The organism is Paenibacillus sp. FSL R5-0470, assembly GCF_037975205.1.
Taxonomy (GTDB): domain Bacteria; phylum Bacillota; class Bacilli; order Paenibacillales; family Paenibacillaceae; genus Paenibacillus_AQ.
Genome location: NZ_CP150238.1, coordinates 872,101 through 897,696, shown reverse-complemented (window position 1 = coordinate 897,696; position 25,596 = coordinate 872,101). Strand labels below are relative to the sequence as shown.

The 25,596-nt window shown below is 47.7% G+C and carries 19 protein-coding genes; 1 reads left to right on the top strand and 18 read right to left on the bottom strand.

Features of this window, described 5'->3' with window-relative positions:
* Nucleotides 1-242 precede the first annotated feature (242 nt).
* On the top strand, nt 243-701 hold the full coding sequence (locus MKY99_RS03910) for a hypothetical protein (protein ID WP_339268791.1): 459 nt from the start codon (nt 243-245) through the stop codon (nt 699-701).
* Between the two features lie 109 nt (nt 702-810).
* Here the strand turns inward: MKY99_RS03910 and MKY99_RS03905 are convergent, their stop codons facing one another.
* The 18 genes from MKY99_RS03905 to MKY99_RS03820 all read right to left on the bottom strand — a co-directional run bounded on the left by MKY99_RS03905 (nt 811) and on the right by MKY99_RS03820 (nt 25,504).
* Nucleotides 811-2,046, bottom strand: a complete 1,236-nt coding sequence (locus MKY99_RS03905; RefSeq protein WP_339268789.1) for an MFS transporter — start codon at nt 2,044-2,046, stop codon at nt 811-813.
* A gap of 99 nt (nt 2,047-2,145) precedes the next feature.
* Nucleotides 2,146-3,705 (bottom strand): aminomethyl-transferring glycine dehydrogenase subunit GcvPB, encoded by a 1,560-nt coding sequence (gene gcvPB, locus MKY99_RS03900; RefSeq protein WP_339268787.1) that lies wholly within the window; start codon nt 3,703-3,705, stop codon nt 2,146-2,148.
* Nucleotides 3,706-3,731: 26 nt separating this feature from the next.
* A complete protein-coding gene (gene gcvPA, locus MKY99_RS03895; RefSeq protein ID WP_339268785.1) occupies nt 3,732-5,132 on the bottom strand; it encodes an aminomethyl-transferring glycine dehydrogenase subunit GcvPA in 1,401 nt (466 codons plus the stop codon).
* Nucleotides 5,133-5,186: 54 nt separating this feature from the next.
* Nucleotides 5,187-5,969: an SDR family NAD(P)-dependent oxidoreductase gene (locus tag MKY99_RS03890; protein ID WP_339268783.1), complete on the bottom strand. Its 783-nt coding sequence runs from the start codon at nt 5,967-5,969 to the stop codon at nt 5,187-5,189.
* A 14-nt stretch (nt 5,970-5,983) separates the two neighbouring features.
* A complete protein-coding gene (locus MKY99_RS03885) occupies nt 5,984-9,139 on the bottom strand; it encodes a glycoside hydrolase family 2 TIM barrel-domain containing protein (RefSeq protein WP_339268781.1) in 3,156 nt (1,051 codons plus the stop codon).
* Between the two features lie 74 nt (nt 9,140-9,213).
* On the bottom strand, nt 9,214-10,026 hold the full coding sequence (locus MKY99_RS03880; protein WP_076286144.1) for a carbohydrate ABC transporter permease: 813 nt from the start codon (nt 10,024-10,026) through the stop codon (nt 9,214-9,216).
* Nucleotides 10,023-10,976 (bottom strand): sugar ABC transporter permease, encoded by a 954-nt coding sequence (locus MKY99_RS03875; RefSeq protein WP_339271492.1) that lies wholly within the window; start codon nt 10,974-10,976, stop codon nt 10,023-10,025. The genes MKY99_RS03880 and MKY99_RS03875 overlap by 4 nt, the downstream gene beginning before the upstream one ends.
* A 62-nt stretch (nt 10,977-11,038) precedes the next feature.
* Nucleotides 11,039-12,304, bottom strand: a complete 1,266-nt coding sequence (locus tag MKY99_RS03870; protein WP_076286143.1) for a sugar ABC transporter substrate-binding protein — start codon at nt 12,302-12,304, stop codon at nt 11,039-11,041.
* Between the two features lie 115 nt (nt 12,305-12,419).
* Nucleotides 12,420-13,640, bottom strand: a complete 1,221-nt coding sequence (locus tag MKY99_RS03865; RefSeq protein ID WP_339268779.1) for a response regulator — start codon at nt 13,638-13,640, stop codon at nt 12,420-12,422.
* Nucleotides 13,618-15,366, bottom strand: a complete 1,749-nt coding sequence (locus MKY99_RS03860) for a sensor histidine kinase (protein ID WP_339268777.1) — start codon at nt 15,364-15,366, stop codon at nt 13,618-13,620. The genes MKY99_RS03865 and MKY99_RS03860 overlap by 23 nt, the downstream gene beginning before the upstream one ends.
* Before the next feature lie 139 nt (nt 15,367-15,505).
* The gene (locus MKY99_RS03855) at nt 15,506-17,212 is read right to left on the bottom strand and encodes a trehalase family glycosidase (protein WP_339271490.1); all 1,707 of its coding nucleotides are present in this window, start codon (nt 17,210-17,212) and stop codon (nt 15,506-15,508) included.
* 279 nt (nt 17,213-17,491) lie between these two features.
* Nucleotides 17,492-19,189 carry a hypothetical protein gene (locus MKY99_RS03850; protein ID WP_339268775.1) on the bottom strand — a complete coding sequence of 566 codons (1,698 nt, stop codon included), beginning with the start codon at nt 19,187-19,189 and terminating at the stop codon, nt 17,492-17,494.
* 61 nt (nt 19,190-19,250) lie between these two features.
* Nucleotides 19,251-20,096, bottom strand: a complete 846-nt coding sequence (locus MKY99_RS03845) for a transporter (RefSeq protein ID WP_339268773.1) — start codon at nt 20,094-20,096, stop codon at nt 19,251-19,253.
* 141 nt (nt 20,097-20,237) lie between these two features.
* Nucleotides 20,238-21,818 (bottom strand): hydantoinase/oxoprolinase family protein, encoded by a 1,581-nt coding sequence (locus tag MKY99_RS03840; protein ID WP_339268771.1) that lies wholly within the window; start codon nt 21,816-21,818, stop codon nt 20,238-20,240.
* Nucleotides 21,818-22,933, bottom strand: coding sequence for a DUF917 domain-containing protein (locus tag MKY99_RS03835; protein WP_339271487.1), 1,116 nt, complete (start codon nt 22,931-22,933; stop codon nt 21,818-21,820). The genes MKY99_RS03840 and MKY99_RS03835 overlap by 1 nt, the downstream gene beginning before the upstream one ends.
* A gap of 1 nt (nt 22,934) precedes the next feature.
* Entirely contained in the window at nt 22,935-24,245 is a 1,311-nt protein-coding gene (locus MKY99_RS03830; RefSeq protein ID WP_339268770.1) for a cytosine permease, read from the bottom strand.
* Nucleotides 24,246-24,282: 37 nt separating this feature from the next.
* Entirely contained in the window at nt 24,283-24,864 is a 582-nt protein-coding gene (locus tag MKY99_RS03825) for a TetR/AcrR family transcriptional regulator (protein WP_076300294.1), read from the bottom strand.
* A 190-nt stretch (nt 24,865-25,054) separates the two neighbouring features.
* Nucleotides 25,055-25,504 carry a VOC family protein gene (locus MKY99_RS03820; RefSeq protein ID WP_339268768.1) on the bottom strand — a complete coding sequence of 150 codons (450 nt, stop codon included), beginning with the start codon at nt 25,502-25,504 and terminating at the stop codon, nt 25,055-25,057.
* Nucleotides 25,505-25,596 lie beyond the last annotated feature (92 nt).

The following is a 25,596-nucleotide window of genomic DNA, read 5'->3' as shown; positions in this document are numbered from 1 at the left end:
ATTATACCTACGAAAAATAAGATCCCTACCCTATTAAGGACGGATCTGTTAAAGGATAAGCGGGTCCGTATTTCTCATCAAAGTATAACTTCCAAAGGTTTGTAATTCAATGGTCACTCCTGAGAAGAGGCCTTACACATAAAAAAAGAGCATTAGCCCGCGTAGCTTGATCAAGCACTAAGATCACAATATATGGTAAAATCATTGTGGAGCCTTTGAATTAGGAGAAAGGATGGAGTGACTTGGGATTTCATGAAACGTCTCTTTCAATCAAATATCCAAACGTAATGAAAACACTAATTGCAATGTTTTTTTTAGAAGTTTCCTTAATAATTACTATGTATAATAGTACTAATCGCATACCTGACTTCCTGTTCTTCTTTCCAAGAATATGGTTCATCTTTATATTCATTATTATCATATTTTTACTCTATCGATTGCTCAGTTCCAAGAGTATTACACTTGGCGACAATTTTATTATTTCTTTAAATAAAAAAAGATACGATGCGGATGAAATAAGTTCAGTGTTTATCGATGGTGAACGAATTGGATTTAAGACTGTTGATAAAAAGTTAGTTCCAATACAGCTGTACTTTACTTTTAAAAAAGAGAATACGGTTAATGGCATGAACGAAATTAGGGAGTGGGCACAAAGAAACAACAAGCCCATAAGATATAAGTTCTTCTTTGGATGGATTTAAGCAAAGGGGCGTCCTATATCCATTTTACATGGATTTTTGGACAGCCCCTTATATATTTATTCACACTGCTGTCCAGATTGAATTACTTATGAAAATTGTATTCAGCCATTCATTCTTTCAGCCTTTTATCCAGAATTGGGCGGATGAACCAGATATAATAAACCAGACAGAGAAGCAATACTACAGATGTCAGAAAAAAGGGGATTTCATAATCCTGTCCAATCAAAATCCATCCCGTAAGCAGAGCGGCGCCGGATGATCCGAGGCTCCGAAATACGGATCTCATCCCTGCGTAGAGATTCCTCTCCCGCTCCTTAAAGGCAGACATCAACTGACTATCCAGCAGATTAGACAGCATTGTAAGCCCTCCCCCGCGAACCAGAAACACGATTGTGAACATCCAGACTGGCATAGCCCAGGATAATGAGGCGAACACGAGTATGTTAACCAAAAAGACAGATACGATGGCCACATTGTGGCCAAAACGCTCTAATACGTAAGGCGTCATTAAAGAAGCTGCAAACAAAACAACTCCGCTTACCGCCAGCAGAATGGACACTTTATCATCCATCCAGTTCAGTCTATACTTCACAATTACATTAAGAAATGACCCAGTGATGGCTATCGCTCCTCCGAGCAGGGCCATGAATAACGAAAACAGCCAGAGTGTGCCGGAAGGCAGCTTTTTCCTCAAGCTAGAGACTTCACGGTTCACTTCCAGAACTTCAGAGGTTCTAACCGTTTCGCTTTCCTTCCCCTCAGAGGGAAGCCAGAGTCCTCTAATCATACTGTGAACAACGAAAACCAGTGCAGCAAGCAGCAGCGTTAGCCCATACCCATCCCCGCTATCAGCCGAATTCGGCAAGTATCCGGCAGCCAGGGTTCCTGCCCCTGTAAATGCCGTAAACACGGCAAACATCAGGGAGAAGGCACTTGCTTCTTCCTTGCGCGAGCCACAATAGTGAAATAGCAACTGCACCTCAGTCGTCTCCACAAGAGTAAGGCCAATCGAGACCAAAGTTTGAGCCAAATAGAATATGCCGGAATGATTGCCAATCGCATAAAGTGCACTTCCTGCCGCTATAAACATGATGCCGGATACTAGCAGCTTTTTACGACCTATACGGTTTGCCGATATGGATACAGGAATAGCCAATGCACCCATGATCAGTATACCTATGGACATGAGCAGCCCGATTTCATCCTCCTTCATTCCTTTGGACAGCAAATGCAAATTAAGAACTAGCGAATACATACCGATGCCGATGCCATACATGGCTTCGGTCATAAGAAACCGGCGGACGCCGACAGACAGGCGCAGCAAGTTCCTCATATACCCAGACATACCCATAACCCCTTTCTTTGGTGATACAGTCAAATAGGAAGGGCTCCAAACGGAGCCCCTCTACTTTCAAATGTATATTTTAATTGTAGGGACCAAGCCCTATTCCGGCTGTGTCTTCTTTAGATAAGCCCGCCACGTAATACACCACTTTGCAGGATCATCAAGAGAAGATTCCACATTCCGGTGAACGGTACTGTTGTGCGGAGCTAGTTTGACGATATGCGGCTGCGTGTAAGCTTCATTCGAAATATGGGTCAGCGCCTCGATATATTCATCAAGATCTTCCTTCGAATAAGATTCAGTCGGCTCCAGGGTGAACGGCTGCGGAACGATGTACGGATGATGGGATGTCCAATAATGCAGGCCGAAATCACACATCCGGCGGGTGATGTCTTCTGTCGTTACCCCAGTCTCATCCGTAAGCTGCTTCCAGCTGTACCTTACCTGTTCAAGACGTCGACCTTTGATGTAAGGAGCGCTGGCTCCGCGGATTTGCAGAATTTTGTGGTACAGGTAGTTATTATTCAGTACAGCGATTTGGGCCACATTCTTAAGACCGTCTGGCCCCAGGCTCATAATCCAAGCGTAGGAACGAAGTACAGTCTGGGCCACGCCGTGGAAGCTGCGGACTTTGCCGATGCTATCACCGCTTTGCTCTACAAGGACATAACGACTACCGTTCCAGTCAACAAGCGGACCGGGTAGGAAACGCTTAAGGGAATCGGTTACCCCAAGAGCGCCTGTAGCCGGCCCTCCGCACATGTGAGGTGCGGCAAAGGTCTTATGCAGGTTGAAGAAGCACATGTCAAACCCGGCTTCCTTGGCCCGGGTGATACCCAGCAGCCCATTCGCGTTCGCCTGATCGTAGAAGCAGATTCCTCCTGCTTCATGAACCACGTCCGTGAACTCACGGATACGATGATTGTATATACCTGTGTCTTCCGGATTGGCCACGACGAAACCCGCCGTGCGTTCAGAAATGGCATTCTTCAGCTTCTCCAGATCCGGGAATCCGTCTTCGTCAGGATGCAGTGTAATAATCTTATATCCTTTAACAGCTGCGGTCGCCGCTTGGGACGGATGTGAAAAGATCGTCGTAATGATCTCATCCCGCTGTTCTCCCTCGCCACGTGAATCATGATATGCGCGGACAATGGAAGCCATGGCCAGCAAGGCCTGGGTGCCACTGCTTGGCTGGAACGAGAAAGCATTCATCCCTGATATTTCACGCATCGCCTGATCCAGCCTATAGTAGATTTCCAGAATTCCTTGAACGGATCCAGCATCCTGCAGAGGATGCAGTTCCATCAGATTTGGGGTACGTATAAGCATTTCATTGATACGGGGAATATATTTCATCGTACATGTCCCCTGTCCGATCTCTACGTTAAGGTCGGAACCCAAAGTCTCTTGAGAGAGTCTTAAATAATGCCTAAGAACTTTGGCCTGACCGATCTCGGGCAGCGCCGGTGCTTCTTTTCGCCGCATCGCTGATGGAATTCGGGCAGAGCCTAGACCAACAACCTCGGCAATCCCAGCCTCGGTGCCCGGCGGGATCACTCCGCGCTCACCCGATCGGTGAAGCTCGAAGATCACCGGTTCATCCCATTTGGCCTGGTGAAAACGGCGCACCTTATGATCTCTACGAATCCGTTTCATGGCTTTCCTCCTACTCTTCTGTACTATTAATTCTTGCAGACAATGTTCTCGATAGCTGAGGCAAGCCGGTCCAGATCTGCCTGCATATGAATTTCAGTTACGCAGTATAGAGCACATTGTCCCCACTGGGGATAGGCGGAGGATAGATCCTTTCCTCCGAAAATCCCTACTTCCAAAAGACGCTTGTTAATCTCAGTAACAGATATTCCAGTCTTGTTGAAATCTAAGACAAATTCTTTGAAAAAGGCTGTATCTTTAAAGCGCAAAGAGATCCCGGGAATGGCACACAGCTTATTCGCCGCATATTGAGATTTCTGAATAATGGTCTCCCCTACTTCCTGCATCCCCACTGGTCCAAGCAGGGATAGATAGACTCCGGCGGTAATTCCCCACAGGGCTGTCTGTGTTCCCACCGACTCCTTCCCCTTCTCCCGTTGGGCAAAGGATGTACGCTCATAGGCTACATCACCGAAGCCATATTCACCTTCCACTTCAGTAGGAACAATACCGAACAGGCGGGACGGATATTCCATCACATAAGTCTCTTCATCCCGGGTAGCGATGAATCCGGCTTGACCCCCACCATAGTTCATATGCATGCCCAGCGGCTGCAAATCTCCACAGACAATATCAGCACCGTAGCGGCTTGGAGGTTCCAGTACGCCAAGGGAGATCGGATCAACGCCCACAATAGAGATAGCATTTACCGCGTGCACAAGCTCAGATATTTCAGCACCCTGATCCTCAATAATTCCAAGATAACCTGGATTCTCGAAGTAGAACGCCGCCGTTCCTTCCTCAAGCTTGCCCTGCAGATCATCCAAATCTATTTTTCCTGTCACCGGATCAATCTCCACGTACCTAATCTCCATTACAGGTGTACAGTAATTGGTAATGATCTTGGCTTTATCCGGATCGACGGATCTGGAGAGCAGCGCAATCCTGCGGCCTGTAATCCGGCCAGCCATTCGGATGGCCGTGGAGGCGGCCTGTGCCCAGTCGAAGGTAGGGACGTTAACTACGTCCATATCGACGAGTTCGGCCATCAGGCTCTGATACTCGAACAAGGACTGAAATCGGCCGTGGTCTTCGTAAGGCTCTCCTGCATAAGCCGTCACGAACTCCGAGCGCTGATTAATTTCGTCGCATACAGCCGGAACGAAATGCTGCCAGCAGCCAGCCCCGAGAAAGTTGATATAATCGGCGCCATGCTTGTTCTTCGCAAGCAGAGCCTCGATATGTCGACGTAGCTCATATTCATTCATAGCTGGAGGAAGATTCATCTCCCGCTTAAGCTTCAGACTGTCTGGAATTGCATCATGCAGCTGGTCGACGGAGCTCAGGCCGATTTCCTTCAGCATTGCCTCACGGACTTCCGGTGCTGTATTCGGGATATAGGGATGGGCATAAGTTCTGTGTTCAGACAAGGTTAACGCCTCCGTCCTTAAAAGGTTGATTTAAAGTATTTATTTCTTTAACCGTTAGGCAATGCCGCCGCCATCCACAACGAGTACGCTTCCGGTGACCCAGGAAGACAGATCGCTAGCTAGGAACAATACCGCATTTGCGATATCACGTGGTGTACCCAATCGCTCCAATGGACGTCCCCCAGCAGAGGCTATGAGGAAAGTAGCTTCGTCCTGTTGAAGCTGCTTGGCTTCATCGCGTAAAAGCGGCGTATCCGTGTCACCTGGGGACACGCAGTTCACGCGAATGCTCGCGGGACCGTGGTCAATGGCCATGGCTCGGGTGAGATTGACCACTCCAGCCTTGGCTGCACAGTAGGAAGCGGCACGGTCCCCGCCTTTAAGGCCCCAGCCGGAGCCGGTATTAATGATGCTGCCACCACCTCCGCGCTCCATCACCGGGATCATATATTTGGAGAGTAGATAGACTCCCTTAAGCGATACATCCATCACCAGATCCCAGTCGGCTTCCTCAAGCTCGACAACGGTCTTGCGGCGGATAATCCCCGCATTATTGAACAGAATATCGACTTTGCCGTGCGCGTTCTCAATCTCTGAGGCGGCACGCATGCAGTCCTCTGAAGAGGAGACATCGCAGCGCTGGAAGGTAGCCGCCCCTCCCCGCCCTTTAATCTCAAGAACAGCCTGCTCCCCTTGACTTACATTGATGTCCAGCACAACCACATGTGCTCCGAAATCTGCAAGCAGTCCAGCCGTAGCAAGGCCAATACCTGAAGCACCTCCGGTAACAACAGCTATCTTTCCGCTTAGATTGAGTACATCCTGTGTGTGGAGCATGCTGTCTCCTCCTCTCATTGTTGTGGTTGTGGTAACCCAAACAGCATTTGTCTACCAAGCCACTCTGGCGTGGTATCTTCTGATAAAAACGGAATGAGCAGAATACGGAATGTAAAAGCTTCCGATGTTACCTTATGATTCGGCATCTGGGCAGGTCCACAACTGTTGCTGCCCAGCCCATTCTGCCGGTAATCCAGATTCAGCGTGACGAAGTCACGCGGAACAAGCTCGCTTGCATGTTGTGCCTCTTCAAGATCCTTGTCCGTATAACGGCGCGCGCTGAATTCAAGCGTCGGAATACCCGCAGCAAGTAGACCAAGTCCGGATGCGTCTGTGACGGATATCCATCTGACATCCATCCGGTTCCCATTCTCCTGCGGATATATATATGGAGTGAATAGTCCATCAATTGAAGCTGTGTACACTCCAACACGGCCTGCCTCTTTGCTGTCCGAATAATTCTCACCAGGTCCCCGGCCATACCATTTCACCCGATCCATGTCGCCCGGAATCTCCATCTGGAGTCCAATCTTAGGCAGCATTTCTGGCGGTTTGCCCTCCGGTGCGCCCTGCACATCCATAGTGATTTGTCCTATACTGGTTACGGTATAGGTGATTACACACCGGAAACCCCAATCAAAAACTGGCGGAGCAATCCTTGAACTTACTGTGATGCGGATAGCCCCTTCATCAAGCCGGGCCCAGCTAACCTCATCAACACGTTCTGTTAGCCGGTCCAGGTGTGCTTTGCGCCAGTCCGGTAGCACATACATGTCATTGTCGATCGGCGCACGCCAGAAATTCAGCCGCGGTCCGGCTTTCATTAGTTCCTTGCCATTCAGACGAAGCGAATCGATTCGCCCGCTCCGCGTGTCAAAGGTCATACGGAAATCCTCATTTGCGAGAATGATCTGCCCAGCAGCTTCTGTGCATTGAAGATTCCGCCTGATCTGTTGACTTCTCATCCCGATAGCAGCATTGGAATGGTCATCTGAATGCCCTGTATGACTATCGCCAACACGATTTCCCAACTCATCCTGCATTAGAAACTGAGCCCAAGCCACTTCATGCCCCTGCTCCGCCCAAAGACAGTCAGCGGCGATCGAGAAGCAGATGTTCAGCCACTGTTCCGCACCCTCACTGCGAAGGAGAGCATCAAGACTGTGGTCATAAGGAATCTCCACTTCTGCCTGTCCGCCCGCTTCAATCTCTGGCAGTGCAAGAACCCCGCTTTGAACGGTACGTCCATCCATGGTGATGCTCCAATCAGCATATAGGTGATCCAGTGTCAGGAAATCATAACGGTTAATCACATTAACCTTGTTCCTGCTTATATACTCGACGCGAACCGGCTCGATAATTTTCTTATATTCAAGCAGGCCCGGTGATGGCGTTCGGTCCGGGCGGACTAGACCATCTATGACGAAGTTGCTGTTATTGGGCACATCCCCGAAGTCCCCGCCATAAGCATAATCAGCCTTCCCATCCGCCGTCTTCCAGCTCAGCCCGTGGTCAATCCATTCCCACACAAAGCCGCCCTGCAATCTATCGTACTTGTCAAAAGTATCAAAATAAGGTCTTAATCCACCGGGGCCGTTGCCCATGGCATGCGCGAATTCACACAGAATATGCGGCTTCGGATGATCAGTCAACTGACCGAAGCCCTCCATCTTCTCAACGGAGGAGTACATCGTGCTTACCACATCACTGACCTCAGCTTCGCGATCTTCTTCGTAATGAATAAGCCGTGTTGGGTCAGCTTCTCTGCACCACTGCGCCATCGCCCGGAAATTGCAGCCGAAGCCGGACTCATTCCCAAGCGACCAGAAGATCACGGAAGGATGATTCTTGTCGCGCTCAACCATTCGCTGAACGCGCTCCACGTAGGCTTCCTGCCAGGCAGGATCATCGCTGAGTCTGGAAATGTTGCCTAGCAGTTCGAATCCGTGTGTCTCCAGATCGGTCTCTTCCATAACATATAAGCCGTACTCATCACACAGATCATAGAACCGGGGATCATTCGGGTAGTGCGCGGTTCTTACAGCGTTAATATTGTGCTGCTTCATCATCTTGATGTCCTGTAGCATGGTGGAGACGGTGACTGTGCGACCTGTATCCGGGTGATGGTCGTGACGGTTGACTCCTTTGAGTTGAATCGCCTTTCCATTCACCAGGAATTGTCCGCCGCGCACCTCAACTGTGCGGAATCCAACCCGCTGAGCCGTCATCTCTACCGTATCTCCACTTTCATCCAACAAAGTGATCTTCAGATGGTATAAATTGGGTGATTCTGCACTCCACAGTTCCGGCTGTCGTACCGGCATTATAAGCTGCACATTCTTTCCTGCAGTAACCCGATCCTCAGCGCATGCAACAGATTCACCACTTCGTTTAAGCAGTTCAAGCCGCAGACTGCCCTGTTCAGCAGCTTCCCCTTGTATGTTCACATGAACAGACAAGATCCCATCATGGCTTGATTCATCCAGTTCCGTTATAATCCGATAATCGGCAATGCGGAGCGAAGACGGCTCGGAGAGCAGATACACATCTCTAAAAATTCCGCTCATCCACCACATATCCTGATCTTCCAGATAACTGCCGTCCGACCATTGGTACACTCTAACGGCTAAAGTATTGTGGCCCGGTTTCACATAAGGAGTGAGATCGAATTCTGAGGTTAGGCGGCTGCCCTGACTGTATCCGACCGGTTTGCCGTTTACCCAGATATGAAACGCACTATCCACCCCGTCGAACTTAATGGCGACATTCCGTCCGTTCCAGGATTCAGGCAGCATGAACTCTCTAACATAACTGCCTGTCGGATTCTCGTCAGGCACATGCGGGGGGTCTGCCGGAAACGGATAATATAGGTCCGTATAATGTGGAGTTCCGTATCCCTGTAGCTGCCAGTGCCCTGGTACCTGAATCTCATCCCAGCCGGAAGTATCATACGCCTCCTCGTAGAAATAATCCGGGGCCCACTTTGGCCCTTTTGCATAATTGAACTTCCATATGCCATTCAAGGATTTGAACCAGGGGGAGCTTCCCCTATTGTAAGTTAGTGCCCCTGACCAGTCAGAATAGGGGATGAAGTAGGCCCGGCTTTTGGCCCGCCCTCGCTGAAGGATGCCAAGATCATCCCAATCCCTCCCGATAGTTTGCTGTGACATGGTTCATTTCTCCTCTCTTTTCTCTACTCTGCGCTGTGTGCTGTTATTAGATTTTCCGAACCCGCTACGGCGAATTAACCTTTAATGCCCGTAGTCGCAATGCCGCCAACGATGTAGCGTTGAGCGAAAAAGAAGATTGCCAGCGGCGGAATCGAGATCAGAACTGTAATCGCCATAATGGACTGCATATCCACACCGTACATCCCTTTGAACTGTGAGAGCCCTAGGGTCAATGTGTATTTCGTCTGGTCGTTAAGGAAAATGAGCGGACCCAGATAATCATTCCAACATCCCATAACCTGGAACACAGCGACCAGGATCAGCGAAGGCCCCATCAGCGGGACAATAATCCGTGTTAATACGGTCAGCTTATTGGCTCCGTCGATTGTAGCTGCTTCGTCTAGCTCCCGCGGGATGGTGAGAATGAACTGCCGCAGCAGGAAAATGAAATAGGCGGACCCGAAGAAAGACGGTACAATAAGAGCTTTGAGCGTATTAATCCATCCCAGAACGTTGAACAGCATATACTGCGGGATCATAGTGACTTCCCAGGGAATCATCATGGTTGCCAACACAACCAGGAACAGAAAATCCCTGCCCTTGAACTGAAATCTGGCGAATCCATAGGCTACGAGCGTGCATGAAATCAGTTGACCAAACGTCGACAGGATGGTAATAATCAGTGTATTTTTCAGAAACATATTGAAAGGTTGAATGTTCCACGCCTCTGCAAAATTGCTGAACTTCCATACAGAAGGAATCCATTTAGGTGGAAAAAGATACAGCTCGGACTGTGACTTGAGCGCAGTCGTAACCGCCCAGAACAGCGGGGCTATGAACAACAGTGAAAAAAAGAGCAGCAGGACGTATACGAGTATTTTCTTCACAAAGAACGTCTCCTTCCTTGAGCCTTCAGTTTCTCCTGAGGATTCTTCTTCATTTCACCTTCGTAGAACACCCAGGCTTCCGAGGATTTGAACACAAGAAAGGTCAAGCCGAGCACGATCAGGAACATGAACCAGGCGTTAGCTGCCGAATATCCCATTTTGAAATACTTAAACGCATTCTCATACATGTACATGGCATAAAAATATGTTGCTTTCATTGGACCGCCTCCGGTCAGCAATAAAGCCAGGGTCAGCTGCTGGAAGGCTGCAATGATGGATGTAATTAAGTTGAATAAAATCGTCGGAGTGATCATCGGAATCGTCACACTGAAGAATTGTCTGAGCTTACCTGCCCCATCAATGGAAGCGGATTCATAAAGATCTCTCGGAATCCCTTTGAGGCCAGCCAGAAAGATCAGCATCATCGATCCTTGTCCCCAGAGACTTGCAATCACCATCGCTACTAATGACCATTGCTTATCATTGAGCCAATCAGGGCCCTGAATACCGATCAGGGACAGAAAGTAATTCAGAATCCCGTAATCACCGCTGTACACCCAAGACCAGATCATAGCCAGAGCGACACCGGATATAACGGAGGGAATATAAAAGGCGGTTCGGAATATAGCACTGCCCCGTGTCTTCTGATTCAAGAGAATCGCAAGCCCAAGCGCCACAATGATGTTCAATGGAACGAACAGAGCTGCAAATTTGAGGGTGACCCCGAGTGAGGTCCAGAATAACGGGTCATCCGTAAACATTTCCGCATAATTGCCAAACCCGATAAAGTGTACTTCGCCGACAATCGGCCAATCAAAAAAAGAGATGATAAGGGAAAATAACAATGGCCCCAAGGTGAACACGAGGAATCCGAAGATCCAAGGAAAAATGAAGAGGTAGGGAACAGCCCTACCCCAACTACGTTTTCGTGTAGGCTTGAGCTGGGCCATAGGCTCCCCTGCTTGATGCAGAAAGGTCTGAGCCATCTCTTAACCTTCTTTCTGTAAATGTGTTATTTCAAATAACGTTGACTATCTTTAACAGCCTGATTCAGCACTTCCTGGGCATTGCTGCCGTGCATAACCGCTTCCACCGCAGCAGAGAGCTGGCGGTTCACTTCATTCCATTTCGGATTGAGCAGGAACGCAGGTGTATTGCTGGAACGTTCCAGCATCGTGTAATACGGTTTATAGAGCGGGTCCTGATCTTTCTTCAGCTCGTTTACGACACTGACCCTTACAGGCAGATCTGCCACACGCATCTTGATCGAATCATTAGATACATAGAATTTCACGAATTCCCAGGCCAGATCTTTCTGCTTCGAATCCTTGGCGATGGACAAAGCGGACTCCGCGAGCACGCCTTTGACCGGTTTGCCCGGGAACGCAGGGATTTCGACCGTTCCTACATTTATGCCTGCCGTCTTGAACGATTCCAGCGGCCAGATACCGCTCTCCCACATAGCGATTTTACCTGCTTTAAAAATGTCATCTCCGCTCTGCTGGCCTTTGCCTCCGGTCAGCACAGCCGAGCCGTTCTTAACCATGTCGCCGAGCATCTGGATAGACTCAGCTGTCTCTTTGCTGTTCATAAATCCTTCAATCGTTTTCCCGTCATCAGAGATGAACGAGCTTCCGTTGCTCCATACGAAGCTCTGAAGGTCATACGTATCGTTCTCTGCCCGAACCCCGAACCCGTACTGCTTCTTCGACTTATCGCTGAGCTTGGCCGCGATGTCCTGGAACTCCGTCCATGTCCATCCATCCTTCGGATAAGGGATCTTGGCATCATCGAACAACTTCTTGTTGTAATAGACCACACGTGTGGTGAACCCTGCCGGAATGCCATATAGCTTGCCGTCAATTTTGCCATAGTTGAACAATCCCGGATAGAAATCTTCGATGTTCAATTCTTTATCTTTGCTCGAATAGCTGTCCAGTGGTTCCAGGGATTGATGATAGGTCGGGAAATCCCACATATACATCACATCTGGCGGATTGGTTGCCCCGAATCCGGCGGCAAGCTTCTGGTCAAAACCGTCTGCATAAGCCTCTACCTGAACCTTCGTGCCCGGATGGGCTGCTTCGAATTTCTTGGCGATGTCTTGCTCAATCTTGAGCGCGTCTCCGGTATCCCATGTCGCAAAACGAAGCGTCTTCGTCTCCCCTGAGCCTGCAGCACCTGTGGATGATGAAGGCTCACTGTTCCCCCCGCAAGCTGTGACCATAGTTGCCATTAACGTAGTGGCAAGTACAATAAGAGAAATTTTCTTTTTCACTGTGGCAGCCTCCCCTTTGAATGAGGTAATAATAATTGAACCGCTTTCATCTTAACTTTTATGAAAGCGGTTCAAAACCGATATCTATTCGAATGTTTGCGTACTTTTGTTCGATTTACAGATCGGGGTGTCCATCTGTTCGAATCACGGCGTCTTTTTGTTGTATGCGGTAATAACTAGGCGTCTGACCCGTGCAGCGCTTGAACCATTTGCTGAAATATTTACTGTCGCCCAGCCCTGTCCGCTCCGCAATATCCTGCATCGTCAACTGCGTATCCCGCAGCAATGCCTTGGCAAGCTTAAGCTTCCTTTTATATTGAAAAGCCACAAAGCTGTCGCCAACCGTCTTCTTAAATAGGATCGAGAAATGGCTTCGGCTAAGTCCCACCTGGCTCGCCAAATCGCTAACCGACCAATCCGCTCCAGGGTTCTCATGCAGAAGCTTCACGGCCTTCCAGATCGGCTCAGGCCAGTCCTGGGACGAAATACCATGCAGCTTCTCCACTTCCGCTTCCTTGTGAAGCGCCATGAAGGCCTTGCTTAAATCTTCAGCGTTGCCCAGCGGTCCTCTCTTAGCCCATTTCAGCTTCTCGATTTGGCTTTTCATCTGAACGAGCAGACTGTCCGCAATCTCCAGCTCGTCACCAGGTACAATCCAGTAGCAAAGGTCCTCACCGTAAGGGATGATAACAGGTGCGCTATGGGGCATCCGGCTATTCTCATCCTCATTAAGCTTGACGAGATCCAGGTAAGTACAATCGCATCCACAGGTCTTGATCAGATAAATGTACAAGGGTTCCCTATTCAGCGGCAGCTTCTCCCTAATGAGCTTATCTATTTCGTCAACAAATTTGCTGCTGTGTCCACTCTGCCAGGCAAACAAGAGAGAGCCCAGCCGTTCTCCATAGATTTCGCTTGTTTCAGCATCCGCTACGGGAGCAGACGATGTCAGCTCCCTCTGGAACTTCTCCAGCATTCCTTCCAGCTCTTCATCTTCAAAGGCCGTCTTAAGCAGATATCCTGAAGCCCCAAGCTTAATTCCCTGCTGAGCAAACTCAAAGTCACGGTGACAGCTCAGCAGAATAATCCGGGTGTCCTTATCGACCTCTTTAACTTTGCGTAACAGTTCAATCCCATTCATCTCCGGCATGACGATATCGGTGATCACTATTTGAGGCAGGTGAATCTGATAGGCCTCCCAGGCTTTAAGGCCGTTTGGCGCATCCGCCACCACTTCCATCCCATACTTATGCCAAGGAATTGTAGAGCGAAGTCCTTTGCGCACGATACTCTCATCATCTGCAATTAACACTTTAATGGTCTTGGTTGTCTCCATGCGGACTCTCCTCCTTCTTGGGCCACCGAATTACGATAGTAGTGCCTTCACCTTTCGTAGAATGCACCGTCAAGCCATACTGCTGTCCGAAATGAAGCTTGAACTTCTGATTCGCGTTCTGAACACCGAGTCCTCCGCGTCCCTGCGGTTTGCTTTCCGGCTTTGCACGCATAAGCGCCTTCAGCTTCTCTTCAGTGATCCCTGCACCGTCATCAGACAATGTTAACAACAGATGCTCGCCTTCCTCCCGTACACTTAACGAAATGGTCCCCTTCCCATCTTCAAATCCATGAAAAAAGATGTTCTCGAAGAGCGGCTGAAGGGTCATACGGGGAATCAGATACGGCTTAAACTCTTCGTCACAGGTCTGTTCATAACTGAATGCCGACCCGTAACGGATCTCTTGTATTTTCAGAAAATGCTCAATCATGCGGAGTTCACGTCCTAGCGTGATCAACTCCTGAGAGATATCCAGATTACCTTCGAGCACCATCGTCAGATGATAGAGCATCTGGCGGATATCCTCTGCCCCTTGGAGTCTTGCCTTCCACTGGATAGAATTCAGCGTATTGAAGAGCAAGTGTGGATTAATTTGGTAGTGGAATGCCTTAAGCTCGGCCTCCTTCTTCAGCCGCTCACTCTGCTCCACTTCCTGCACAAGGGATTGAATCCCCCCCACCATACGGTTGAAGCTGGTGTCCAGGCTACCGAGTTCATCCTTGCCTTCCACCAGGGTCCTCGTGTGTAGCTTGCCAAAGCTGACCTTCTGCATCGAGTCTTTCAGCCTGCGAATTCGAGCTGTGAATTTCGATGAGAATATATAAGCTAGCCCAAAGGCAAGCAGACAAGAAACAATGGCTACAAGTACTGTGTTGGAGCGAATCAGGTTCGAGGAAAAATAAAATGCTTTGGCCGGCAATCTTGCTTCAATCTTCCATCCGTTGGCTGTCAGTGTCCTATTCCACACCACGTCACTACCGTCTGGAGTGAATGGAGAATCTGAATGGTAAACGGGTTGCCCTTCAGAATCAGTTATCGTCAAATGCGCTTTGGTATCTTCTTCAAACATATGGAACATATCAAGAAGAACCTGCGCATTCTCTTCAATTAAGATCGTGCTTCCATGCTGGGTTCCAGCCGGATTATTAATCCGTACAGCCAGCCCCAGTATAGGTTCTCCGGTATCCGAAGCTTCCATGCCATGATTCATAGGATAGAAGCCCAGCCAATAGGGCCCTTTGGATGAATAAGTAAGGGCCCGCCAGGCGGGGATATCATTAAGCTTACTGACATTCAGATTATTCTCTCCATAGTAATAACCAGAGCGGGTAATCAGATAAATACCTCTTGTCAGATCCGTCTTAAGTGATTTAAGCAGCGCCTCGAAGTCATCTTTATCCATAATCTCCTGATACGTAGTTGGAACGTGATCACCTAGTCCCACCCGTGCAGGATCAAGGAGATACGAATAAATTGTTCCTGTCGTCTGATTCATCCGGTTCAAAGCGGAGCTGATCTGCTGATCAAGTTGTGCCACGGTGTTCTCCCCGTATTTCCCGAATTGAGAGTTGATGACTATAGCGGATTGATAATAGTTCAAGGCTCCCAGTGACAGTAGCGGAATAATCGCGACTATAAGAAAGCAAAAGAGCAGCTTAGTCCGGATGCTGAAATAAGAGCGAATAGAGAAGCGATGATATAACTTCTTAAAGAAAAGACTCCACATGACTTCTCATCCCCGCCTTATATATTTCATTTTTATAGTTGAAGTGTAGCACGGACTGGCACGCTCGGGAATATCTCGGAAAATGGGAAAGCACTTCCCCTCACGCCGATCTTGACCAGGAGGAAGTGCCCGTATGTTTTTAAGTTGTATACTCGTGCCCTAGGATTAAGAAGACACTTGAGGTCCAAGTAAACGCCCTGTCGCGAAGCCCTTGACCCGTCAGGGCATCGAAGTTCTCAGCCATGCCACTCTTGTTCAGCATATTGCAGAATCGGCGGGCTATCTCGCTTGCCAGTTCAACATCCCCCGCCGCGGCCACACCTTCCACGAGCAACATGGTTGATGGCGCCCAAATCGGGCCCCGCCAATAGCCATCCGGCGTGTAGTATGGGCTCTTCACACTCTCTGTAGCCCAGCCGTTCGGCGTCAAGAAGCGGCTCTCATCCCGCAGGCCATCCAGCAGTGCGCGCAGGATTGGCTCCGGAAGCCGCTTGCCAAGCAGAATGGGCACGAAGAGCAGCAGGCTGTCGCCGTCGGATGCTTCGTGAGTTCCAGAACGGCAAGCGGTGAACCTTCCATCCTTCCAGAAATGACGCAGCATTTTCTCCAGGGTCTCCTCGCCTAATCGTCTCCATGCGGTGCTTTCGTCGGTAAGCCCCAGAAGCCCGGCAATTTCGGCAAGCAGTTCAATCTGCAAGATTAAAAATGCTGCCAGATCCGGACTCTCCACCGGAATCCCGTTATTAAAGGCAGTACTGTTGTCCCAACCCGAATCGTTTCCATGATTGTACTGTGGTATACCGTCCTTGTCGTTATCCCGGTAATGGAACCACCAGTTCGTCCACTTGCTCAAGGGCCCATATACTTCACGAAGATGGGATTCCTTAATATAATCCGTCCGCTGCATCATCCAGGCCAGTGTCCAGCCATGAATAGGGGGTTTGTTGCAGTTCCAAAGCTCGTACTTGTCGTTGATAAAGTCCGGAATCAGGCCACTCTCATCCTGGCGGTCGAAGAAAATCATAAACTGGTCCCAGGCCAGCTCCGGGTGATGTCTGACCAGAGCCATCGCATTGAAGCAGTGATCCCAGCTCCAAATATTCGTCATCCAGTTCTTCGACATATACATTGCTGGCCGGGTCAAACATCCTTCCGCGGGAACCAGACAGGACCAGGTAATATAAGCCGCCAGTTCACGGCCGTCTTGCCAGCGTTCGGGAACGGTCAAGCTGGCACCCAGCCACTGGTCATATTCCTGTTGCACCGCTAGTACCGCTTCCTCCCATGGTGTCCAGGCATCACGCCGTTCCCATACCGTGCGGAATTCTTCCACCGCGAACTCGGCAATTTCCGTACCCGCTTCAGGGATGAACTCCGCCACAATGCGGGAACTTTTGATTTTGTCCCAAGGTACCTCCATCCGGAGAGCCCCGGTTAACCGGGTGAGCATGAACCGGCATTCATGGGTGAAGCTGTTTACTTCCCAACTGCCTGCGCTATGTTCATAAGCATAATCGTAGGCTGAGGTACGGAAGGTTAGGCGGATGCCACATCCTCTGCTCTTGAAACGGACCGTACGGCCATCTGTGATACAGATCTCCGCATAGATATTGTCGGTATCCGTATTCAAACGAAGCAGTGCAGGCTCTGCCTTAGCCACGTACGGAATATACTGATTACTCTCGTCCAGCAGTTCAATTTGAAAAGCTTCACCAAATTTATCATCCCCACCACGCACGGTCCGTAAGTAAAGTCCCTCCGCCCTGACATCCGATTCAGGTAGTTCAGAAATAGCCAGAAAGGTGCCTCTTCGGCTGAAGGGTACCGTGTTAAGATTAAAGTTCATATCGTTGGACTCCTTTCCAAAGGAAGTATGCGCTTTCAGTTTATCCAAGGCGTCAGAATTACGAAACAGACAGGTGTTAGCGATGGGGCGTCATATTGTTGGAGTGAGAAGTCTGAGGCGTACACGGGTGTCTTTTTGTTAGATGATCAGGGGTACAAATGTTAGCACCTCTTTGTAAACGAGCATATCGATAGGGAAACGGCATATGAGTTTGGTAGAAAAAAAGGTTATCCGTAATACCTCATGTAGGCATTAACGGGATAACCTTTTGCTGGTAATTTAATTTAATGGAATAGAATAAAACAGTCTGGATCCGTTGTTGTTGGTATACCATACAATTTTGTCGCCGCTAACAATAGGGCTGCTTTCTGATAGTACAAAGTTCTTAATCGTTTGGATACCGCCAGTGGTTGCACCCTCTCCATTTATAAGAACATATTTCAGGTCACCCGGATGATTCTCTTTATCAAACTCCTGCCACAGCACCATCATTTTGTCGTCTGTGATTTTTACTAGTTTAGGAATGGAAGCGATCTGGTTCGTACCAACATATTTAGCCAAGGTGATGTGGTTCACTGCTGTGCTAGACAGGTTGGCTTTTGGTAGAACACTAAGAACGATATCTCTCTGATCCTTCTCCAGTCCCACCATCTCATAAGACGTATATTCTTTGACAAGCGAATGGTCAATCGTATTCATAGCGACAATATAGTTCGCCGAAGACATCTCAAATCCGCCTATAGAAACGCCTGTGGTGTTCGCTCCGATTTTGCCGGGAATATTAAACAGGTCTACCTCGTTATAGCTGGTTCCATTTCCTTTATTCAGCACAATCGAACGAGGATAGGCATCACCATGATCCACTAGAACATGCGTAGCACCATCAAACAATACATATTGATCAAAAGAGTGGCTGACATGATTCTTCTGGAATCTTCCCAGATCATTCGTCACGGTCATTGTTTGGGTATTCACGATAATGGTCAGCTGCGATTGATGATTTAGTTTATCTTCTGTCGTGTATCTTGTACGTGAAGTGTGGAATACAAGCGTATCACCAGCCTCGGCCATACTACCAGAGCCAGAATCAAAAGGGCTAACCGTATAACTCTCGCCACCCTTAATGGAGACACTATCTACTCTATTAAAGCTTTTATCATAACGGACAATACGAATCACTTCTTTGCTATCATTCTCTTCGCGATTCTCTTGTCCAAAAGCAATATAGTTATACTTCTCCCCACTATAGAAACCACCAAATATCGGAAGCTCAAAAGGGATACTCTTATTTCCAGTTAGTTCAAACTTCTCATTATATGATTCAATCGTAACTTCCTTATTCGCCTCAAGGACACTTTCAGTCCCGTCATTATTATTCACGAGATAGGAAGTGGCCGTACTTTTCCATCTGGGAAAATAAGAAGATACAGCGTTACTTTCGGTTTTCACCGCCGTCTTTACCCGGTAAGCATGATCTGGAACTTTTGAGAACAAGGATATGCGATCAGACTGAACGTCATATTCGATATCGAATGGAATTTTCCCCGCCAAATCTCGCAACTGAACATAGTTATTCTCGTCAATATTGTACGCCGTAATCGACTGTAGCTGTCCGTTCACTAGTACTTTAGAGGTCGACAGCGTAGCTGAATAATTTCTATTGCGACTATAGTAGTTGCTGCTAGCTTTCTTTTCGGGAGTATAGGCTTGCCCGGTTATGATCTCTATCGCATTGTTTGCTTTATTCCAAGTGATATCAAATTGACTGGCTGTTCCCGAGAAATACTCCGCTACATCGCGCAGCCGGAAATAATTGTTGTTCGAGATATTGAATCCGTTCAGGTCCCTTTGTTCTCCGTCAAAATATGTACTGCTCTCGGTTACCTTAGCCTTCACCGTACTGCTCGCAAAGGTTGTAGTGCCTAGTGCTGGTATAACCAGTAATACAATTAGCAAAACACTAAAAATCCTCTTCATCCAACTTTTCCCCCATTTATATATAAATAAAAATACTATAATTTTTATCGGTATTTTATTCCTATTCCTCCACCACATAACTTACAAACGCCAAGCGCTTACTATCCGGAGACCACGAATTCACGTTAATCGTACCTTGTCCTCCAAACAATTGTACTAGTGTGCGATAATCTCCTCCCGTGCTTGCCATCAATCGAATCTCAACATCCTTATTCGCAGGGTGATCGCCAGGATCTACATCTCCTTTGCGGTAACTCAGGTAGGCTATCGTCTGACCATCTGGCGATACATGCGGGAACCAGTTATTACTCTCATCAAAAGTCATCTGTGTTTGCTCAGTGCCATCGGCATTCATTCGCCATATCTGCATCAGCCCTGTACGCACCGAGTTGAACCATATATGTCCACCATCTGGTGAATATTCAGGCCCATCATCCAGCCCAGGCGAATCCGTCAGTTGTACCTCTACTCCCCCGTCTACTGGAATGGTATAAATATCATACTGACCATTGCGCTCTGCACAGTAAGCTAACTCAGCACCGTTTGGAGACCAACCATGTAAATAGCTTGGAGCATTCGGTGTAACTAGAACCGGTTCGCCACCCTCCATGGGAAGAATATATATACGAGATTTACCATCTTCTTTCGTATGGTGACTAATTGCGATCTTAGTGTTGTCAAAAGACAGAACATGATCGTTATTACATTCCGCAGCAAATCCCGAGTCAATTTGAACAAGCTCACAGGTTGCGATGTCGAACGAATAGAGACAACCTCGACTATTATAAATAAGATGCTTACCATCGCTAGTCCAATTGGGTGCCTCGATTAAATAATCAAATGAGCGGAGCGCAGTACGTTCCCCAGTATGTACATCTACGATTTCTAATGTGCTAATCACTTTCATTGTCCTCTCTCCCATCGTTAAAATATGTACATAACCCACTTCGACAGCTATTCTTAATCCCCTTTCTTCTGGTCATACTATTGTATAAGAAAAAAGATCCGCCTCGAAGAGTTCACTCCTCAAGGCAGATCCATACTCATCTTATAAACGTCCAGCCGCTTTTACTTTTACCAGCAAGGCATTGCCCGGCAAGTATGCAATCGGAATATCCTCAGACAATACGATCTGAACGGTATTGCGATCTGCACCGGCTAGAACAGCTTGCTCTATTGCATGGCTGCGGGCATCTTCCTTAGCTTCATCATAAGACATTTCGTCCAGGGAATAAATGCGCTCTGTCTCCCCGCTCACCTCACCTAACGCAGCGCCAATCGCATTCGCAGCATCATAGTGATCCGGTCTCACAATCCGTGATACACCTTCAAGCTTGTCTGCCACAAGAATACTTCCGCCACCGACCAAAATGACGTCAACAGGATCTGAGCTTGTCTTCATCCGATCAATCGCTTCCTCGATATCCCGCGTAATGATCTCATCTGCTCTCTTGCAGATCGATTCATCAAGTACCTCTGTCTGCGCATCTTTCCACTCGTATCGATTAAGCTTCACCGCCACATCGGTTGCTGTGAGCGTATCACCACCAAAGATGAGGCCGCGCTTCAATAGCTCGTACCCCACGCTATCCGGACCCACTGTTACCTGATCCTGCGTTTCATCTAAGCGAACGATTGTACCGCCGCCGATCCCGATCGATAAGATATCCGGCATGCGGAAGTTCGTGCGAATGCCGCCAATCTCAACCGCAGCGGATGATTGACGCGGGAAGCCTTGCATCAAGACGCCGATATCTGTCGTGGTGCCACCAATATCAACAACAAGTGCATCATTCAGACCTGACAAGTGTGCCGCACCCCGAATGGAATTCGTCGGACCGCAAGCAATCGTCAGAATCGGGTAACGAAGCGCATATTCACTGTACATCAGTGTTCCATCGTTCTGACAGATGTATAGGCTCGCGTCAATTCCATAAGTGTGAAGCGCCTCTTCGAAGCCCTTTACGACTCCAGCAATAACGTTAAGTAATGCGCCGTTCAGCAACGACGCGTTCTCACGCTCGAGCAATCCAATACTTCCAATCTCATGAGACAACGTCACAGGCATATCTGCGCCAAGTACTTGCTTCGCAAGTTCTTCGACACGATTCTCCTGCGAGGTATTCACTGGGGAGAACACACCACAGATCGCAACCGCTTCGACTTCACCCTTCATTTTCAAAAAGCAGTCTAGAATCTCTTCTTCATCCATTTCAACAATCGTGCGGCCATCATACTCATATCCACCATGAACAACATAAGCATGTGGGCAAACCGTTGCCTTAAGTGTATCGTCCCAATCCGCAAGTGGAGGAACCGCAGTTGTTGCCGGTGCCCCGATTCGAATCAAGCCGACTTTCCCCAAGTGCTTGCGCTCTACAATAGCATTCGTACAGTGCGTAGTTCCGAGCATTGCATAACGAATCTGCGCCGGATTCACACTACTCTCTGCTAACAAACGACGGATGGATTCAGTAATGCCTTCATTTACATCACGTGTGGTATGCACTTTTATCGTATGAATGGTGTTTAACTTGGAGTCGAGCAAGGCTGCATCTGTATTTGTCCCGCCGACATCAATCCCAATGCGGTATATTTCTTCCATGTTGTCTACATTCGTATGAGACATTACTCTGCTCCCCCTTTCTCTGCTGCCAATTGTTCAATTGGAATATAAGGTGCATCATAGCCAAAATATTGTGGACCTACCGTCTCGAGGCCCTTTGGTGAACGCCATTTCGGATCACAAGGGAAACCAACCACACTCACCCGGGCACCGTATTTCAAATTCTCAGTCGTGATTGGCATACCGGTATCCTGGTCAAGCACAGAGATCAGGTCAGGAGTAATAGCAATTGAATGTCCATCTTCTGTGGCAAGAAGGAACTCATTCTGGAAGAACAAAGTCATCGTACGTCCCTTTTTAGCATCTGTACCTTCGAAGATCGCTTCACCGCGTGTAAATCCGCCTTCTGTACGACGGCGAATGTCTACTGCCTTCCCCTGGAACAATGCATATCCATTCAGCTGCTTCAGCAGCATTTCAATTGGATTCTGCTTCAATTCCTTGGACTCGAACAATGTTTTTCCGATCTCATACGCAAGCGTCAAGGTATGTGGGATTGCACTTTGCTTTACCTGCGCTCCAGTTACCGGATAATCACAAATCGAAGCTGATCCGCCCATTTGAATCGTAACCGCACGCGCCATCCGCTCTTCCCAAACACCGTCGATCGCATGCATAAGCACACCGTTGCCGCGTTCATCTGCCATCGTAATCGGACTGCAGTCAATACCGTCCAAGTAGAACGTCACCATTTGCGATTCTGGAAAAGCCCGTCCCATGGCATCCGCATCTACGATAGGAATATTGCGTTCCGCAGCCGTAATTACGGGAACCAGAGAGTTACCGCCACCTACCTCAATCGGCATAATGGCGCTCACCTTGCGTCCAAGCTCTTTCTCAATCATATCCAAAGGCTTGATCATTTGCTGAATCGAAGGAATCTTCTCATTCATAACCGTAGGTGCGCCAATCATGGATATAGGAACAACCAATGCATCGTCCTCCAGATCCTCAGGACTTAATAAACGAACAGGACCATATTTGCGAATGGCTTCCATCGCCATCAATTTACCAATATGCGGGTCACCGCCCCCGCCTGTTCCAAGAACGGCTGCACCAACAGCAATGTATTGCACCGCTTGTTCATTTAATTCTGTTAGTTTGTGATTTCTCATGATGTTATCCCTTCTTAGTCATGATTTTGCCGACAATCCACTGCACGATAAAGGCGAACATAAACGCATCTAATGCCGGTACGCTCGTGATTTGGAACCATCCAAATCCATCTGGCGATGCGGTTGTCATAAAAGCGAACAACGTAGCTGCAACCCACACCGCTAAGGAGCGAATCACCCAGTTCTTATTGCGATCCAGACCTTCAAAAGTGAATTTCTTTCGATCTACAAGCAAAAATTCGGACGTGTAGATCCCCCCGATTGGAGAGACAAACACCGTAATAATATTTAGGAAAGATAAAAACTTATCATAGATGCCAAGTACGGCAAGCAACGTAGCAAAGATACCTGCCACAATAGTAATTAGCTTTTTCGGAACCTTTTGGAACACGACAGAGAACCCTAGCGAAGCAGAATATAAATTGTTCGTGTTTGTCGTCCATTGGGCAAGCGTTAAGACGATAATGGCTGGAAGCCCAAGTCCTAGCGCAATGAAAATATTCGTCAGATCATCTGTGTCCATAATTCGAGATAGGAAAATAGCTACAATTGTCATGAAGCTGTTACCCACAAAAAAGCCAATAAAAGCCGCGGTTATAGCATGCTTCGGTGTGCGCGCCCAACGAGCGATATCCGGTGAAAGCACCGTGCCGACAATAAAGATACCAATAACAAGCGAGATCGCTGTCCCCATCGGGATCGCTGCTCCGCTAATCGGTTCCCACACGGCTGAAGCTCCTTTGGTATGGAACGCGGAATAAATAGCCACTCCGATAAACAAGATAAGCAATGGTACGGACCAGGTGCTTAGTCGTTCAATAGATTGATATCCCCAAATAGCTGTAGACATCATCAAAAGCCCACCTATGAATGAAAGCACCCCTAAGGACAGATGAATATCCCATAATTGACTAAAAGCAGTCTGCATATTCGAAGCGAAGAACCCGACCTGCACCCCAAACCAACCGAGTGAGAAAATACCGAGGATAACCGCTACGACACGTGCACCCATATTTCCGAATAGAAACCGAGAGATCATCGATGTCGATAACCCTGTTTTCGCTCCTACATACGCACATAACGCTCCGATCACCCCTAGGATTAACGAACCGATTATTGTTGCTGTGAGTGAATCCGTCAGATTCATTCCATTGCCAAGCTGAGCACCCAAGAACATCGCTGATAGGTCAATCCCGATGGCGATCCAGACGAGCGACATAGATAGCCATTTTTTACGCAAATGAGCTGGAACCGGCTCTCTCTCAAAATCCCCCGAGCTAAGCTCGTTCCCCTTTACTTCACTTACTTCTGCCATTCTCCCCATCCCCTTGTTGTTATCTTCTTCTGTAGCGCTATGAGGACGCACCCTTCCAATACATTTCAAACGCATGGTTCAGCTTACGCTCATAAATTCCCTTAGAAGTGTAATAGAAATACTGCATGCTTAATCCATCCATCAAGTTGAGAAAAGCATCTGCGAGAAGCTGAACGGATTGATCGCGAATTACTCCCTCTTCCATCCCTTTCGAGATGAATTGTTCAATGCTCTTCGTCAGCATCGCGTCGGACTCTAGAAATGCTTCCTCAATCGTTTCCTTTAAGAATGCCGGTGGGAAGACCACATACCTCAGTACAATTTTGCTTGCTTCAGGACTCTTCTGATAGAACTCATACTGTCTAGACAATATGCCTCGTAGACTTTCCTGCGCACTCAGTACTTTCTGCTCTTCCGATAGCTCTTGAATATAAGTGTTATAGGACTGCATAGCCTCACGAAAGACCGTCATAAACAAATCCTCTTTATTCTCAAAAAAGGCATAGATCGCCGGAGTCTTCACGCCAACTTCCTTCGCAATTTCAGAGAGAGCCGTACCCTCGTAACCCTTCTCTCCGAATAGTCGCATCGCTACTTCTTTCAACTTGTTTTTGGTCAAGACATTCCACATCCCTTACTTACTTAATTAACGTTAATTAAAAAACACTATACATCTTTATGCATAATAATTCAATGTTTTTCATAAAAAATAGCCATCAATACATACAAAAAAGCCGACCAACATCAGGATAATCCCTGAATTATGATCAGCTGAACGGTGAACTGGGTTTACTTTAGAAGCAAAGTTGTTAATGTAATCTTTCATCAAACATGAGTTGAATTTGAATACCAAAGGGATCTTCAATGATACCGTAGGCTTTACTAAACACATTACTAGATAAAGGAGCAATAATTTTCACGCGCTCATCCGTGATTAAGCTACTATAGAAGTGTTCAATTTCCTCTAGGTCAGCACTTTGAATACATAATGAAGTGTTATTACCCACTGTATATTTCTCATTCGTATTCATTGTATCTTCTGCTATCATTATTTTTGTTTTTCCGATTAACAGGACAGAGTGAGTAATATAATCCTTATTTTCATCCGTAAGCTGTATGGAGCTGTCACGTTCTGCTAGTTGTTGATAGGTAACACGTAACAATTCCTCTGCATTAAAATGCTTTTTGTAAAATTCTATAGCTTCCTTGGCTCTTCCCTTCATCGATAAGAAAATAGCTACTTCTAGTGTTGTACTCATAGTGTAAATCTCCTTCGTATATTTGATATGTGATCTTAAACTTATTATCATATATAAAGGTATCAAAACATGACACCTTAATAAGGAGCTTT